Raw genomic sequence first — 16,419 nt, forward strand, 5'->3', positions numbered from 1 at the left:
TAAAACGTAACCTTACTATTCAGAAGATCAGTTACTTAATTCACTGTATTAAATGTAATATTAATGTTTTTGAAGAATTTTTATCTCGTTTTAAAATAAATAAAGCTGGTGATTGGAACGATGGACGGAGACTCCCGCCCCAGAAAAGGGACAGGTGAGACCGTGCATGCGAAGCGTGCAGGGGCTCACCGCCCGGGGGCAGGAAAGCGCAGTCCTCCGTGGAAATCACCAGCGGTTGTTATAGACCATCATTTAATTAAGACTTTACCTTCATTGACTCAGCAAGCTCTTCAACATAATGCTGGATTGCCTGTGAAGCTACACTGCCGTCGCCGGTTGCTGTAACGATTTGACGCAGTGTCTTGTCACGCACATCACCAGCTGCAAAAATGCCTGGTACATTTGTCTGCATTTTTTCATCCGTTTCAATATAGCCTTCATCGTTTAAGATATTAAGACCTTCAAACGGCTTCGTCAGTGGCACCATTCCGATATAAATGAATGCGCCGTCTGCCGCGAATTCATTTTCTGATCCATCTTCAGTTGATACAAGCGTTACAGAACCGACTTTACCATCTTTTTCATTGATTTCTTTTACTGTGGTATTCCAGATAAAATCAATCTTTTCATTATCAAATGCCCGCTGCTGGAGGATTTTCTGCGCGCGCAGTTCTTCTCTGCGGTGAACAATTGTTACCTTGTTTGCAAAGCGTGTCAGATACACACCCTCTTCAACAGCAGAATCACCGCCGCCTACTACGACAAGGTCTTTTCCTTTAAAGAATGCACCGTCACATACCGCACAGTAAGATACACCGCGGCCGCCAAGTTCTTTTTCACCCGGCACGCCAAGTTTTTTGTATTCAGCACCTGTCGTAATTAACACTGCACGTGCCTTGAATTCCTTGGAACTAGTTTTGATTGTCTTGTAGTCGTTGCCGTCTTCAATGCTTTTAACGTCACCATATGCATATTCAGCACCGAATTTCTTTGCGTGCTCGAACATTTTATTAGAAAGATCCGGTCCAAGTATATGGTCAAATCCCGGATAGTTTTCAACGTCTTCTGTATTCGCCATTTGGCCGCCAGGTACTCCGCGCTCAAGCATCAGAGTAGAAAGATTCGCTCTTGACGTATAAACAGCAGCTGTCATCCCTGCAGGACCTGCGCCAATAATAATCACATCATAGATTTTTTCTTCAGTCATGAAATGACACTCCTTTTGATGAGTTCATAAGTTTAATTTCATAATATATCGTAATTCAAGGTTTAAAAATCGTCCAATTATCTGCCTATGGTAGAAAACGATCGATTTCACCACGGTATTTTGCGAGTGTACCCGGTGATACGCCGTATTTGGCTGCAATTTCTTTTTGGGGGAGATTCGTCCCTCTTACATTGCGCCATAAATATTCAGCCGCTCCCGCAAGCGCTTCTACATTTTTAAATGGATAGCCCTCAACAGACGCGTGATAAACAATGTGGAACCACATATAAAATAATCCCTGATGCGTCTTCTCTTTGAGATCAAAGTGTTTCATCAGCTCTCCTGCCACACTGTGCGCTCTGCTCAGGGGCGAGTCAACCGGTTCATCAGACTTAAGCATGTCATAATAGTCTTTTTCAACCTGTGTAAAATACGCTGGAGGTGCTTCTTTCAAAATACTGTCTGATTCCTGAATATCTTTAAAAAGGATAAACATCCGCTCTTCGGGATAAAATGTTTTTAACTTTTCATCGTTGCGTGTTGTTGCACGGTTCCATGGTTCCTGCCCTTTTTTCTCAGGCTGATCTTCCATGACACGTTTCCATGCATCCTCTGCAGCTTTTTTGTGACCGGAATGCCAGGCGGAGTGTGAAAGCCAGTAGTAAAAACCACCATCACCTTCGAACCCTTTTTTCGCAAGGCTTTTAAGCCATCCGTAAGCTTGTTCATGACGCCCCAATAAAGCAAACGTTGCGCCAAGTTTGAACCGGTGTTCGATCAGGAACGGCCTTACCGTTTCAAGAGCAGTCACAAGCTCCTTTAATTCCTGATCGCGCCCTTCATAATGATAAAATACCGCTAAATTACACAAAGCGTGCAAGTTCCCCGGATTTTTACTGAGCACTTCAGACAAAATAGCAGAAGCCTGCTCTGTCTCACCCTGATAAAAATACGCAAGCGCCAGATTATTATAAGCAGACCAGTAATCCGGAAAGCGTTCAACGACGCCTTCGAGTACTTCTATCGCTTCATTAAACTGACCGTCGGCTAGCAGTTTCCCCGCTTTTTCCTGATGAATGATCAGCTCATCCTGTTCGAATCCTTCTTCAACATCATCATCTTCTTCAAACTGAAGCAGTTCAAGAAGATCTTCAGCATCCTCTGAAAACTCCCCATCAGGCTGATCATCTAAATATGCATTCACATGACGGTACGCTTCCTGAAACAGTCCCAGATGTGCATAATTATTCGCCATGAAATAGTGAATTTCTGTCATTGACGGATCGGTCGACTTAGCAATTTTCTCCAGACGGTCATTGGAATCCTGAAAATGTCCCAGTTCCGTTTCAATCATCGCAATCTGCAGTGCAATCATTGGCTCTTCCGGCTCAAGCTCAGCTGCTCTGCCTAAATATTTCACAGCTTTCTCCAGCTGACCTTTTTGATAAATGGCCATTCCTCTTTTATACAGACTTTCTCCAGTCTGGGTAAATGGCACAAGTTTTCCTCTTTGGTGATCCGATCCTTTTTTCATGTATAGCCTCCGTACATTGTATTAACTAATCAATTCTAGCACGGATTGAAGAGTGTGAAAAGGGGATGAACTCCACGATTTTTGCAGAAGATCGGCAGGAGTGCGGAGGGTGTGCGGATTAGGACATCCAATATGGCAGGTTGTGCACTCAATCCCGGATGTTGTGCACTCGTGCCGGGCGTGTCGTGCACTCATCGGCCAAAACTGTGCACTCAGCACGCGAAACTGTACATCCGATGCCTGGGCACAGCGAAGCCGCTCTGCGTGCACTTCGGAAACAGGACCTTAGTTTCTCAAAGGCATCAAGCGGGCGGAGTGAACAACTAGAGAGCGCGTATCGGACACCGGATTGTGTGGTTTGTGCATCCGCGGCCGGATGTTGTGCACCCAACCCGGGCGTGTCATGCACTCATCGGCCAAAACTGTACACTCAGCACGCGATACTGTGCATCCGATGCCCAAGCACAGCGAAGCCGCTCTTCGTGCACTTCAGAAACGGGACATTAGTTTCTCAAGGGCATCAAGCGGGCGGAGTGAACAACCAGAGAGCGCGAGTCGGACATCGGATTGTGTGGTTTGTGCATCCGCGCCCGGATGTTGTGCACTCGTGCCGGGTGTATCATGCACTCACCGGCCAAAACTGGACACTCAACACGCGAAACTGTGCATCCGATGCCCGGGCACAGCGAAGCCGCTCTTCGTGCACTTCGGAAACAGGACATTAGTTTCTCAAAGGCATCAAGTGGGTGTCGTGCAACTACGTTTGGGGCGAATATAACATCATAAAAACATGATCGCGACCACTTCAGCTGCTGATTGCTACAAGTTGCCTGGTGGATCGCCACAAGTCATGGCCGGATTGCTACCACTATTTAAAAAACAGCCCCAACCCAAACGCACTAAAAAACACCCGCTCCATTTAAGGAGTCGGGTGCAGCAATTATTTCGGTTTATGGTGACGCTCTTCAAGTACACTCATCACATCTTCAAGCGGCAGCTTCTGCTCACGCAGGAGAACGAGCGTGTGATACAGCAGATCAGCCGTTTCCCATTTCAGTTCTTCTTTATCGCGGTTTTTCGCTGCAATAATGACTTCTGCCGACTCTTCCCCGACCTTTTTCAGGATCTTGTCAACGCCTTCTTCAAACAAGTACGTTGTATAAGCATCTGCAGGACGTTCCGCGTCACGTTCAGCAATCAGTTGTTCAAGCACTGACAGAATCTGTGTGCCGGCAACTTTTTCACCGGAGTCAAATACTTTTTCGTTAAAGCATGAACGTGCGCCTGTGTGACATGCCGGTCCTTCAGGCTTAACCCGGACAACGAGTGAATCGCCATCACAGTCAAGCGTCATGTCCACAATTCGTTGCGTGTTACCGCTCGTCGCACCTTTATGCCAAAGCTCCTGGCGCGAACGGCTGTAGAACCACGTTTCTCCTGTTTCAGCTGATTTCTTAAATGATTCTTCATTCATATACGCAACTGTCAGTACTTCTCCTGTTAAAGCATCCTGCACAACTGCAGGAATTAACCCTTTTTCATCGAAGCGAATGTTCGCTGTATCAATGGTCATCTTACATTCACTCCTTCATTTTTTAAATGTGCTTTTACTTCTTTTACACTCGTTTCTTCATAGTGGAAAATTGAAGCAGCAAGAGCCGCATCTGCTTTTCCTTCAGTAAATACTTCAGTAAAATGTTCACTGCCACCAGCGCCGCCTGAAGCGATCACCGGAATATTGACTGCTTCACTAACCGCTTTTGTCAGTGCGATATTAAAGCCTGACTTTTCACCATCACGGTCCATCGAAGTCAGAAGTATTTCCCCTGCTCCAAGTGACGCAGCTTCTTTCACCCAATCAATCACAAGCTTATCAGTCGACTTTCTGCCGCCATGTGTATAAACACGCCACGTACCGGCTTCCTCATCCCATTTCGCGTCAATCGCAACAACGATACACTGCGTGCCAAAATATTCAGCACCTTCACGAATCAATTCAGGCCTCAGTACGGCTGCTGTATTTAACGAAACTTTGTCAGCACCGGCGCGCAGAATTCTCTTCATATCTTCAAGTGCATTGATACCGCCACCCACTGTAAATGGAATGGCGAGCTCTGCAGCGACACCCTGCACAACATCCACCATTGTTTTACGACCTTCGTGTGAAGCTGAAATATCAAGGAAGACAAGCTCGTCTGCACCTTGCTGATCGTATGCGCGGGCAAGCTCAACCGGATCACCTGCATCTCTCAGCTCAACAAACTGAATCCCTTTTACCACACGGCCCTCTTTCACATCAAGGCATGGAATAATCCGTTTTGTCAGCATTACGATGTCTCCTCTATCGCCTGTTTCACGGTAAATTTATTCGTGTAAATTGCTTTACCGACAATCGCACCTGCAACTCCGATTCCTGACACTGCCTGAAGCGTGCGCAGGTCTTCAAGGGAGCTGACGCCGCCAGAAGCAATCACTTCAGCGCCAGTGCATTCAGCAAGTTCAACAACTGCATCAACATTTGGACCGCTCAGCATGCCGTCAGTTGCGATGTCTGTAAAAATAAACGTTTCAGCGCCGGCTTCTGCAAGCTCTTTTCCAAGGTCAACTGCTTTTAATTCAGACGTTTCAATCCAGCCGTGCGTGGCCACGAAACCGTCTTTTGCATCGAGACCGATTGCAATGCGGCTGCCATATTTCTTCAGCCACTCTTTCACTAAAGCAGGGTTTGTGACTGCAAGACTTCCGATAATCACACGGTCAACACCCTGATCAAGGTAGTGTACCACGTCTTCTTCTGTACGTATTCCGCCACCTACCTGAACACGTGCTGGCAGTTCTTTTACAACACGTTCAACAAATACGTCATTTACACGTTTGCCGTCCTTTGCACCGTCAAGGTCAACCATGTGAATCCATTCGGCACCCTCATCCACAAACTGCTTTGCCATATCAAAAGGTGAATCACCATAGATCGTTTCCTGAGCATAATCTCCCTGTGTTAGACGAACACACTTTCCGCCTCTCATATCAATTGCCGGATAGACTGTGAAACTCATACTTCCACCTCCGTATTTTGTACGTACTGTGTATAATTTTTCAATAGTGCCATACCTAAATCACCGCTTTTTTCAGGGTGAAACTGCATGCCGAATACATTTCCTTTTCCAACCACTGCCGGCACCTCTTCAAAATAATCGGACGAGGCAACCAGCGCATCACGCTCTTCACCCGTAATGAAGTAAGAGTGAACAAAGTACACGTGATCTGCATGTACTTCAGCAGTCAGCGGTGAATCCTGATGAAACTTCAGTTTATTCCATCCCATATGCGGAACCTTATAGCGTTCGCCATTTGACTCACCTGGAAACAGGACTGCTTTTCCTTTTAAAAGACCGAGCCCTTTAAAAACGCCGTTCTCTTCACTTTCGTCAAATAAAAGCTGCATTCCAAGGCAGATTCCTAAAATTGGTTTACCTTTATCAGCCTGTTCTATTATAAACTCAGAAAGGTTCGTCTCATCAAGCAGCTTCATTGCATCGCGAAAAGCGCCAACACCGGGCAGAATCAGTCCGTCTGTCTTATCAAGCTGCTCTTTTTTATCACTGATTATATATGGAACACCAATCCGCTCGAGCGCTTTACTGACGCTGAAAAGATTGCCCATTCCATAATCGACAATTCCGATCATTTACAACATCCCTTTCGTAGATGGCACACCTTTTACACGGGGATCAATCTGAGTCGCTTCATCAAGAGCCCGTCCAAGCGCTTTAAATACTGCTTCAATCATATGATGCGTGTTGAAACCGTAATGAACATTCACATGAAGATTCATTCGCGCTTCAATGGCCAGCTTCCATAAAAATTCATGCACCAGTTCCACATCAAAATCTCCTACGCGCGCTGCAGGAAAGTCTGCATTCATCACTAAATGAGGGCGGTTACTCAAATCAACCGTTACCTGCGCAAGCGCCTCGTCCATTGGTACGAATGCATTGCCGTAACGCTTGATTCCCTTTTTATCACCAAGTGCCTCAAGCAGGGCCTGACCGAGCACAATGCCGATATCCTCAGTTGTATGGTGACCGTCAATGTCCACATCGCCGCGCCCTTCAACTGTCAGATCGAAGTGACCGTGTTTTGTGAACAGGTCGAGCATATGGGTCATGAACGGAACGTCTGTCTGAATGTCACTTGTGCCTTCACCGTCAATGTTCAGTGAGAGCGATATATTGGTTTCGTTCGTTTTTCTTTTCAATGAAGCTTTACGTTCAGTCATTTTGGACACTCCTTTGTATGTATACATCAGATATTTTAGTAGCTCTGTTAAAGTGGGCTGATGATTGGAGCTCCAGGGGGACGCTTTCCGCAGGGCCGGCGGTGAGCCTCCTCGGCGCAAGCGCCTGCGGGGTCTCACCTATCCGGCTTCTCCTGCTGGAGTCGCCCCCTTACGCTCCAATCATCAGCTGTGCAGGTATATTGATGGACATTCATATGAAGCAAAATCACATTCTGCGATTGAAAATAAAAATTAATACCACTCCAGCTCAGCTTTCGGAGAACGTCAACTCCCGCGCCAGACACTTTTCTCACGCTAGAGTCACCACCTTCCACTGCGATCACCGCTGTGGATTTGAAGAGAAGCGTAGTGAAATGTCCTCTTCTTAACATCAATAGTATTTAATCATGCTAATATCTAATCCAGCTGAGCCTTCGGAGGACGGAGACTCCCGCCTCAGGAAGGGACAGGTGAGACCCCGCAAGCAAAGCTGAGGAGGCTCACCGCCCGGGGGCAGGAAAGCGCAGTCCTTCGAAGGCTCAGCGGTTCTTAAAAAGTTTTTAGTTTTTACCCCTAGCCTCAATCGCACGTGCGTGGGCTTCGAGTCCTTCGAGTCTGGCAAATTTGGCAACCTTGCTGCCATGTTCGTCGAAGGCAGCTTTACTGTACGAAATAATGCTGGACTTTTTCACGAAGTCATCTACTGACAGCGGGCTTGAGAAACGTGCTGTTCCGCTCGTTGGCAGTGTGTGGTTAGGTCCGGCAAAGTAATCACCGATCGGCTCTGAGCTGTAACGGCCTACGAAAATGGCGCCGGCATGACGGATTTTCCCGATCAGTTCCATACCGTTTTCCATTTGTACTTCGAGATGCTCAGGCGCAATTTGATTGACCGCTTCTACTGCTTCATCAACTGACCCTGCCACATAAATTGCACTGTGTTCTTCAATGGCTACACGTGCCATATCATGTCTTGGAAGTTCATGTAACTGTGACTCCACTTCTCTTTGCACAGCTTCAGCAAGCTCTTTTGAAGTTGTCACGAGGTTGGCCTGTGACAGTTCACCGTGCTCTGCCTGTGATAAAAGATCAGCTGCCACTTCATGTGCAAAAGCAGTATCATCAGCAAGCACAGTCACATCACTCGGTCCGGCAATCATATCAATATCAACCGTACCAAACACTTCTCGTTTTGCGAGTGCGACGAAAATATTCCCTGGGCCTGTAATTTTATCAACCGGTTCAATTGATTCAGTACCATAAGCAAGCGCTGCAACTGCCTGAGCGCCACCAATTTTATAAATATCCCTAACGCCCGCAAGACGCGCCGCGGCTAAAACACCCGCCGGCACTTTACCGTCTTTACCGGGTGGTGTCACCATGACAATCCGTTTCACGCCTGCAACCTGGGCCGGAATCGCATTCATCAGGACAGAAGAAGGATAAGCGGCAGTCCCGCCTGGCACATAAATACCCGCTGCATCGAGCGCAGTGACCTTTTGCCCGAGAATCGTTCCATTTTCTTCAGTCGTCATCCAGGACTGCTGAACCTGCTTTTCATGAAAAGAACGGATGTTATTTGCAGCTTCCTGTAAAATCGACAGCAATTCTTCATCAAGCTCCCGAAGTGCTTCGTCCACTTCACCATCCGTTACTTTCAATGACTCAAGCTTCACACCGTCAAACTGCGCAGTGTAAAAGCGGACAGCCTCGTCACCCTTTTCTTTTACTGCTGCAATTATGTCCTGCACACTCTTCCGCTGCGCTTCAGTACCCTGATCAAGCGACTGACGCGGAATTTTGCTTTCATTTAAAAAACGAATGTCCATTCTAAATAATTCCTTTCTCTTAGCAAGATGGGATAAAAGTGTTTGATTCGCAGCGCTGATCGGAGTGTAAGGCGGCGACTCCAGCAGGAGAAGACGGACAGGTGAGACCCCGCAGGCGAAGCCGAGGAGGCTCACCGCCGTCCCTGCGGAAAGCGTCCGCCTGAAACGCAGATCGTGCGCCACTGTCAAAGATCCAAAATTACCCGTTCACAACTTTCTCAAGCCTGTCCGTCATCTCACTAATCCGGTCATGCATCAGACGATAGCTCACCGGATTCGCGATCAGACGAGACGTGATATCCACAATATGCTCATACTCAACCAGACCATTCTCTTTCAAAGTACGTCCAGTTGAAACAATATCAACAATCCGATCAGTCAAACCGATAATCGGTGCAATCTCAATTGATCCGTTCAGCTTAATAATCTCAACCTGCTCACCCTGTTCTCTAAAGTAAGATGAGGCCACATTTGGATACTTCGTCGCAATCCTTGGCGCGACTTCATTCATTTCCGTATCAGGAAGCCCTGCTACCGCTAAATAGCATTGGCTGATTTTCAAATCAAGTAACTCATACACGTGTCGCTCTTCTTCAAGCATGACATCCTTACCGGCAATCCCAATATCCGCAACGCCATGCTCAACGTACGTCGGCACATCCATCGGTTTTGCTAAAATAAAACGCAAATTTTCTTCCGGCACTTCTATGATGAGTTTTCTTGAGTCGTCAAATTCAGGTGGCAAATTGTAGCCGGCTTCTTTCAGCATGACTACTGCTTCTTCAAAAATACGCCCCTTTGGCATGGCAATCGTTAATTCCTTCATGCCTGATCCCCTGCCTTTCCAATAAACGTATGAACATTTCTGAATCCTGACGTAAAGCTGTCCAGGTCAGAAACACCTTTGACATCCTGCACAATTACAGGCTGCTGGTTACTTCTATATTCAGCCGCCTTATCAGCAGCCTCTTTTCTTCTCTCAGCTGAAAATAAAATCAGCGCTGGCTGGACTTGTTCAACGCTCTGATTCAGCGCCTCCATCAAGTAGTCCATTCTGATACCGAATCCTGTTGCGCCAACTTCAGCACCGAATTTCTTCAATAAATGATCATAACGTCCGCCATTACCAAGAACAAACCCTACATTGTCCGCATACACTTCAAACAGTACGCCTGTGTAGTAAGACATATGGCTGACAAGCGATACATCCATTTTCACATAATCTTCTACGCCATAGTCTTTTAACACTGAAAGCAATTCTTCTAACTCGCGCAGCGCTCCCCGGCCGCCTTCACCTTCTAAAAGCGCTTCAGCTTTCGCCACAGAGCCGCCGTTGCCCTGTATGTGAAGAACATTAATCAGCCTCTGCTTATCAATAGAAGAAAGCGGTAATGAATCAACATGCTTTCGATAACCTACATAATTTTTTTCGTAAAGGTGCTTTCTTAACTTTTCAGCTCTTTCCTCCGTACCGACGATTTGCAGGAACAGCTCCTGCAGAAAGCCAACGTGCCCGATTGCAATCGTAAAGTCTTTCAACCCTGAAGCTTTTAGTACTGATGCTAAAAGGGCAATCGTTTCTGCGTCTGCACTGACCGTTGAGTCACCAATGAGCTCTACACCAATCTGTTCAAACTCAGCCGGCCTGCCGCCTTCACGCTGCTGGGCACGGAATAAATTTGCCGCATATGCCAGTCTGAGCGGATTGCGGTCTTTTAACAGCTTTGAAGCTGCTACACGTGCAATTGGTGTTGTCATATCAGGTCTCAGTACAAGTGTTCTTCCCTGCTGATCAAGCAATTTAAAAAGCTGCTGATCCAAAATAGCTGACGCTTCACCTACTGTTTCGTCATATTCAAGGGCTGGTGTTTCCATAAATTCATAGCCCCAGTTGATCATTTCATTTTCAACGTTCATACGGATTTCTTTTTTCAGACTATATAAATGAGGAAACGTATCTCTCATTCCGATCGGTTTCTCAAACATAAACAACTTTGACATCGTCTCCACAACCTTTCAGTACTATTTAAACCGCTGAGCCTTTCCATGGAGGGCTGCGCTTTCCTGCCCCCGGGCGGTGACCTTCCTCAGGCTTCTCTTTGCGGGATCTCAACTGTCCCTTCTTCGGGCTGGAGTCTCCACCAACCACTCCAAAGCTCAGCTGATTGTTGATAAAATAACTTTTCAATCATACAGATAAAAAACGTATCATTTCATTATACCTTTTATATGAGGATAACTAAAATTATTAACTGAATCCTTTAGTTCGCTAATACGATAACTAAGTAAAGATATTTTGTAGTTTACTAGGGTCAGAAGAGATAGTCAAGGGTGATGTTTGAGGAATGGGCAAAGAAGGATTTGTATTGGCGGGAATACTGACCAGGGTTGAGGTTTATAGCTGTTTTAGCCGGAGTTGTGGCAATTGTGCTCCGACTTGTAGTGATACACCCGGGAACTCGTAGCAATCACCCCGTCTAGTTTTAGCAATCAACGGTTTCCGATGTCATATCCACCCGCAAAGTTGTCTCACAACACTCTCTTCATGCCTTTAAGAAACTAAAAGATTGTTACCTAAGTACATGCAGGGCTGGAAGTACTTATATATGACGAGGTTGTCGTTATTTTCGTAAAGGTCGTGGCAATTGTGCTCCGACTTGTAGTGATACACCCGGAAACTCGTAGCAATCACCAACTCAACGGTAGCAACCATGTTTTTTGAACGCACGTTCCAGCCACCAGAAGACCGCACTGCATTAATCTTTCGTGCAATAAAAAAAGACATCCCCATAAAGGAGATGCCTCTCAAACATTTAGATCAATCTTTCAATTTCTGCATCAGCTTTCAGCTCTTCAAGATGAGCCATTAACTGTTCCTGCTGTTGTTGCTGAGTCATACCAGCTACAATTTGCTCTCTCACTTCTTCAAGTGGAGGTACTTCCTGACCCTGCTCTTCCATTTGTGCAGATGACTGATCATAGTACTCCTGGATTTCTTCATCTGTTGGTTCTTCAACAGGTGCTACCTGGTCTACGTACTTATCAAATTTAATTGAGTCAGCCATTTGTCCGCGAAGTGTTTCCATATCCATACCCTGTGCTTCCATGATTTCGTTCAGCGCTTCTTCACCGCCGAACTGTTCCTGGAACGCAGCGTACTCCTCGTCAATCTCTTCTTCAGATGCTTCAAGTCCTGCTTCATCGGCTTTTTGAGTAATCAGCGTCTGATTAATTAACAGATCTAATGTCTGGTTTTTAACCTGTTCTGCTGCTTCTTCAGTTGTAGGGTCCTGTCCACTTTGTTGAAGGTTACTTTGAGTAGTAGCCAATGCTGAATTATAGGTTTCACCTAAAATTTCTTCATCATTGATCGTTGCAACCACTTCATCTTCTGCAACCTGCTGCTCTTCCATCTTAGCCTGCATCTCTTCCATAGCTGCCTGTTGCTCTTCTGTTGCCTGCTGTTCTTCAGGCGTCGCTTCTTCAGTCTCTTCAGTTTGTTCGGTTTCTGTATTCGCTGCTTCTTCATCATCACTGCATGCAGCGAGTCCGAGCGCTAGTGCACCTGCAGCAAATGGAAGAAAGATTTTTTTAAAGTTCATTTGGTAAAACCCCTTTCGAAATTCCAAAATCTCTATTTCTTAGCCTAGGTTGCATTGTAACGGACATTAGGAAAAAAGCAAACCATTAACACTTAATTTCACTAAATTGAAACATCATTGTAATGGTGGATCTTTATTACCGCTGACCCTTTCCGTGGAGGGCTGCGCTTTCCTGCCCCCGGGCGGTGAGCCTCCTCAGCTTCGCTTGCGGGGTCTCATCTGACCCTTTCCGGGGCGGGAGTCTCCGCCCTCCACTCCAATGGTCAGCTGAGCAGCTACTAATAAAAAATATTCCAGAAATGAATGTAGCATTAACTTTTAGTTAACCTATATAAATATATAGTTGACTAAAAATATTCTTAGAATTATAATCAATTTTGTACATAGATACTTTGCATATATAACAAGAAACGAGGGGTTCAAATGGTAAAATCACCTGTTCATGGAATGGTGCTGGCTTCACTGTTCGCAGCACTCATGGCAATTGGAGCGAACATCACTTCAATAGTACCCATTCTGGTTATCGGAAATGTTCCGGTCACACTTCAAACTGTCGTCTGCCTGATCGCAGGTATCCTGCTCGGCAAAAAATGGGGACCAGTTGCAATGACGGTTTACTTATTGATTGGCCTTGCTGGTATGCCCGTATTCGCAGGCTGGGGCGGTGGACTTGGTACATTAATCAGTCCGACATTCGGCTTTATTCTGTCTTATATTGTTGTCGCGTGGGTTGTCGGTTTGTTGACTGAAAAGCATAAGTCATTTGCAATGCTGATTACAGCAGCACTGATTGGTTCTGTGATTAACTACGTACTCGGAACCAACTGGATGTATATGGCCTATAAATTGTGGTTCAATGCACCGGATGGCTTCACATACACGATGGCGTGGATCTGGATGCTGCCAACGATTCCAAAGGATATTGTACTCGCGGTCGTTGCCGCTGTCGTTGGAGCTAAAATGCTTCAGGTATTCCCCCAGACGCGCGTATCAAAAACCAGCATTCCAGCATAAAACAGCAAAAGAGCAGAGGATTCAATCCCTCTGCTCTTTTTTCTATTCAGGCATTTTAATAATCTGCATCGGATTTCCGCCGGCAAACGCCCCCGCCGGTACATCGCGGTGAACGAGTGTTGCTGCTGAAATAACAGCCCCATCACCAATCACAACACCAGGCAGCACAGTTGAATTAGCGCCAATCATCACGTTATCTCCGATGACTACTTCCCCGAGTCTGTACTCTTCGACTAGATATTCATGGGCTAAAATCGTTGAATTATAGCCAATGATTGTATTGCGGCCTACTTTGATCATTTCAGGATAAAGGGTATCAGGCATGACCATCAGGGCAAAAGCCGTCTTTTCTCCAACTTTCATCCCCAGAAGTTTGCGGTACATCCAGTTCTTCACGCTGAAAAATGGCGTGTAGCGCGCTGTCTGAAGTACGACAAAGTTACGTGCGACCTTGAAAAAAGAAACGGTTTTATACAGCTGCCAAAGCGAATTCGATCCTTCTACAGGATAACGCTTTGTTCTTCTCATGAACCGCTCTCCTTAATAATTTTCAACAGGTCACTCATTTCTTTAAGCATAAAATCTGGATTGTAGGTTTCAAGATACGCTATGCCTTTTGAAGTCCATTCTACGCCGGCAGTTATCGTGCCTGCATTCTGTCCGCCCTCGATATCATGATGGTTATCACCGACCATAATCGCATGTTCAGCTTTCGAGCCGAGTGCGTCCAGTGCTTTTTGTAATGGTTCGGGGTGAGGCTTCGCATGTTCAACATCGTCAAGGCCTATCACCACATCAAAATACTGATCAAGCTTCATCAGCTTCAGACCTCTGCGGACCATGTCATTTCGTTTAGTTGACACAATTGCCATTTTTATACCCTGTTCATGCAATGTCTGAACCGTTTCTTTCACGCCTTCAAATGGTGTCACGAGCTCATCGTGCATTTTCAGGTTATATGCTCTGTAATAATCAACCATCTCCTGTGTTCTCTCAGGATTTAGTGTCTGAAATGAATCAACCAGAGGCGGTCCCATAAATTGGAGCACATCTTCCCGGCTATATTCTCCCGGATAGTAATGATCCATGACATGTAAAAATGAAGATATAATTAAATCATTTGTATCAATCAGTGTGCCATCCAGATCGAATAACACTGTATCAATGCGATTGCTCATAACTTGGTTCTCTCCTCTCAGCCCGCTTCCAGATCGCTGCTACTGTAATCGTCAGAAGAATTGCCGTTATGACTCGAATAAGCAGTAACGGTAAAATCGGAATACCCAACGGAATAAAGATTAATGTGTCCTCGACAACTGCGTGACATGCAACGAGAAAAATAAATGCCAGTGTGGCGTCTTTTTTACTGACTCCATCTTCCTGGACAGCCTTAATCATGACACCTGCTCCGTATGCAAGTCCGATTGTCAGTCCAGCCACAAGTGTCATGGACGTATTTTCTCTCATACCAAGCCCTCTTGTAATTGGGGCCATCCAGCGGGAAAACACATCAAGCCACTTCATATCCCGCATGATCTGGATTGCCACCATTAATGGTATCACGATCATCGCAAGCTGCAGCACGCCAAAGGCAGCTTTTTCAAGTCCAAGCAGGATGATTGAGCCCCATCCGCTGATATCCGGTTCACTAACCGGCACCATGCCATACTGGGCAATCTCACCACCACCGGTCCAGACAAGGTTAATGACAATTGCTGATACAAAGGCCAGTCCAAGTCTGACGAGCAGCACCACCCATAGCTTTACACCAACTTTTAACGCCACACCTGTCTCAATTAACAGATTATGAGAAAAAGAAAGCATAACAGCAATAATGAACACTTCTTTTACTGTCATTTCCAGCGATAAAATTCCGGCAATTCCCGCGTACAAATTTAACAGATTTCCTAAAACGAGTGGCACTGCTGCTTCCCCGCTCAGGCCGAACAACCCCATAAACGGCGCAATCAGTTCGGTTAAAAACGGCAAAACAGGCGTGAACTGAAGAATGGTAATGATAAAAGTGATTGGAAAAATGATTTTCCCAAGCGTCCATGTCGTATTCAGTCCAGCTTTTAAACCGTCAATAAACGTTTGCTTATTCATTCAATTCACCTAATTTCGTTTATCAGCGTAACGTGTCGTGATGCCCTGTCCAAAACGGCGGTAAAGAATCAATCCAATCGCTGCGATGACCAGCAAAATTGAAATCGCCTGTGCAACGCGGATTGTTTCAGTCAGCATCAGACTATCTGTACGCAATCCTTCTATAAAAGCACGTCCGACTGAATACCAAATCACATAATTCAGGAAGATTTCCCCGCGAAGTGGATTTACTTTTCTTAATAAAAGTAATAAAATCAGCACACCTAAACTCCACACCGACTCATACAAAAATGTCGGATGGTAATAGGCATAGCTTCCGTTCACATTGATATACATCTGATTAATGATCCATTCAGGTATCATCAATCCTTCAAGAAAACTGCGTGACACCTCGCCGCCATGCGCTTCCTGATTAATAAAGTTGCCCCAGCGCCCGAGCATCTGACCGAGGATAATACTAGGCGCAGCAATATCGACAATCTTCCAGAAAGAAAGACCTTTCTTTTTCGCAAACACTACACCTGTAGCGACTGAGCCGATTAGCGCTCCATGGATCGCAATTCCGCCGTTCCAGATCGCCATGATTTCGCCCGGGTTCTGCGCATAGTAATCCCACTGAAAAATCACATAATAAATTCTGGCACTGATAATCGCAATCGGCACTGCCCAGATTAAAAGATCTGCGAACATATCTCTCGGCATCCCGAGGCGGTTCGCTTCGTGATTAGCCATCAGATATCCGAGTACAATTCCTGTTCCGATAATCAGTCCATACCATGCCACGCTGAGCGGTCCGACGCTGAATGCAATCGGATCAATCGGCTGGGCTGTTAAAAGCATCATAAGTT

16 protein-coding genes are annotated in these 16,419 nt (G+C 45.9%); 1 reads left to right on the plus strand and 15 read right to left on the minus strand.

Going from position 1 to position 16,419, the window contains the following annotated elements:
- Positions 1 to 256: 256 nt before the first annotated feature.
- The 11 genes from trxB to E2626_RS00725 all read right to left on the minus strand — a co-directional run bounded on the left by trxB (position 257) and on the right by E2626_RS00725 (position 12,451).
- Positions 257 to 1,207 carry a thioredoxin-disulfide reductase gene (trxB, locus tag E2626_RS00675; protein ID WP_134378596.1) on the minus strand — a complete coding sequence of 317 codons (951 nt, stop codon included), beginning with the start codon at positions 1,205 to 1,207 and terminating at the stop codon, positions 257 to 259.
- A gap of 85 nt (positions 1,208 to 1,292) precedes the next feature.
- Positions 1,293 to 2,741 carry a tetratricopeptide repeat protein gene (locus E2626_RS00680; RefSeq protein ID WP_134378598.1) on the minus strand — a complete coding sequence of 483 codons (1,449 nt, stop codon included), beginning with the start codon at positions 2,739 to 2,741 and terminating at the stop codon, positions 1,293 to 1,295.
- Positions 2,742 to 3,681: 940 nt separating this feature from the next.
- Positions 3,682 to 4,314, minus strand: a complete 633-nt coding sequence (gene hisIE, locus E2626_RS00685; RefSeq protein ID WP_134378600.1) for a bifunctional phosphoribosyl-AMP cyclohydrolase/phosphoribosyl-ATP diphosphatase HisIE — start codon at positions 4,312 to 4,314, stop codon at positions 3,682 to 3,684.
- Positions 4,311 to 5,069: an imidazole glycerol phosphate synthase subunit HisF gene (hisF, locus tag E2626_RS00690; protein WP_134378602.1), complete on the minus strand. Its 759-nt coding sequence runs from the start codon at positions 5,067 to 5,069 to the stop codon at positions 4,311 to 4,313. The genes hisIE and hisF overlap by 4 nt, the downstream gene beginning before the upstream one ends.
- Entirely contained in the window at positions 5,069 to 5,797 is a 729-nt protein-coding gene (gene hisA / locus E2626_RS00695; RefSeq protein WP_134378604.1) for a 1-(5-phosphoribosyl)-5-[(5-phosphoribosylamino)methylideneamino]imidazole-4-carboxamide isomerase, read from the minus strand. The genes hisF and hisA overlap by 1 nt, the downstream gene beginning before the upstream one ends.
- Positions 5,794 to 6,429 (minus strand): imidazole glycerol phosphate synthase subunit HisH, encoded by a 636-nt coding sequence (gene hisH, locus E2626_RS00700; protein ID WP_134378606.1) that lies wholly within the window; start codon positions 6,427 to 6,429, stop codon positions 5,794 to 5,796. The genes hisA and hisH overlap by 4 nt, the downstream gene beginning before the upstream one ends.
- Entirely contained in the window at positions 6,430 to 7,020 is a 591-nt protein-coding gene (gene hisB, locus E2626_RS00705) for an imidazoleglycerol-phosphate dehydratase HisB (RefSeq protein ID WP_134378608.1), read from the minus strand.
- Positions 7,021 to 7,580: 560 nt separating this feature from the next.
- Entirely contained in the window at positions 7,581 to 8,849 is a 1,269-nt protein-coding gene (hisD, locus tag E2626_RS00710; RefSeq protein ID WP_134378610.1) for a histidinol dehydrogenase, read from the minus strand.
- Positions 8,850 to 9,048: 199 nt separating this feature from the next.
- On the minus strand, positions 9,049 to 9,675 hold the full coding sequence (hisG, locus tag E2626_RS00715) for an ATP phosphoribosyltransferase (protein ID WP_134378612.1): 627 nt from the start codon (positions 9,673 to 9,675) through the stop codon (positions 9,049 to 9,051).
- Entirely contained in the window at positions 9,672 to 10,850 is a 1,179-nt protein-coding gene (locus tag E2626_RS00720; protein ID WP_134378614.1) for an ATP phosphoribosyltransferase regulatory subunit, read from the minus strand. Before E2626_RS00720 ends, hisG begins: the two co-directional genes overlap by 4 nt.
- A gap of 812 nt (positions 10,851 to 11,662) precedes the next feature.
- The gene (locus tag E2626_RS00725; protein WP_134378616.1) at positions 11,663 to 12,451 is read right to left on the minus strand and encodes a SurA N-terminal domain-containing protein; all 789 of its coding nucleotides are present in this window, start codon (positions 12,449 to 12,451) and stop codon (positions 11,663 to 11,665) included.
- 423 nt (positions 12,452 to 12,874) lie between these two features.
- Between E2626_RS00725 and E2626_RS00730 the strand changes: the two genes are divergently transcribed.
- Complete coding sequence (locus tag E2626_RS00730) at positions 12,875 to 13,465, plus strand: biotin transporter BioY (RefSeq protein WP_134378618.1); 591 nt, start codon at positions 12,875 to 12,877, stop codon at positions 13,463 to 13,465.
- 42 nt (positions 13,466 to 13,507) lie between these two features.
- Here E2626_RS00730 and E2626_RS00735 read toward each other — a convergent pair whose 3' ends face one another.
- The 4 genes from E2626_RS00735 to lgt are packed head-to-tail and all read right to left on the minus strand — an operon-like array spanning position 13,508 to position 16,411.
- Positions 13,508 to 13,993, minus strand: coding sequence for an acyltransferase (locus E2626_RS00735; RefSeq protein ID WP_134378620.1), 486 nt, complete (start codon positions 13,991 to 13,993; stop codon positions 13,508 to 13,510).
- Positions 13,990 to 14,643: a pyrophosphatase PpaX gene (ppaX, locus tag E2626_RS00740; protein ID WP_134378622.1), complete on the minus strand. Its 654-nt coding sequence runs from the start codon at positions 14,641 to 14,643 to the stop codon at positions 13,990 to 13,992. The genes E2626_RS00735 and ppaX overlap by 4 nt, the downstream gene beginning before the upstream one ends.
- The gene (locus E2626_RS00745) at positions 14,627 to 15,571 is read right to left on the minus strand and encodes a nucleoside recognition domain-containing protein (protein ID WP_134378624.1); all 945 of its coding nucleotides are present in this window, start codon (positions 15,569 to 15,571) and stop codon (positions 14,627 to 14,629) included. The genes ppaX and E2626_RS00745 overlap by 17 nt, the downstream gene beginning before the upstream one ends.
- A 9-nt stretch (positions 15,572 to 15,580) precedes the next feature.
- Positions 15,581 to 16,411 (minus strand): prolipoprotein diacylglyceryl transferase, encoded by an 831-nt coding sequence (gene lgt / locus E2626_RS00750; RefSeq protein ID WP_244094223.1) that lies wholly within the window; start codon positions 16,409 to 16,411, stop codon positions 15,581 to 15,583.
- Positions 16,412 to 16,419 lie beyond the last annotated feature (8 nt).

Source organism: Jeotgalibacillus salarius, assembly GCF_004405125.1.
Lineage (GTDB): Bacteria > Bacillota > Bacilli > Bacillales > Jeotgalibacillaceae > Jeotgalibacillus > Jeotgalibacillus salarius.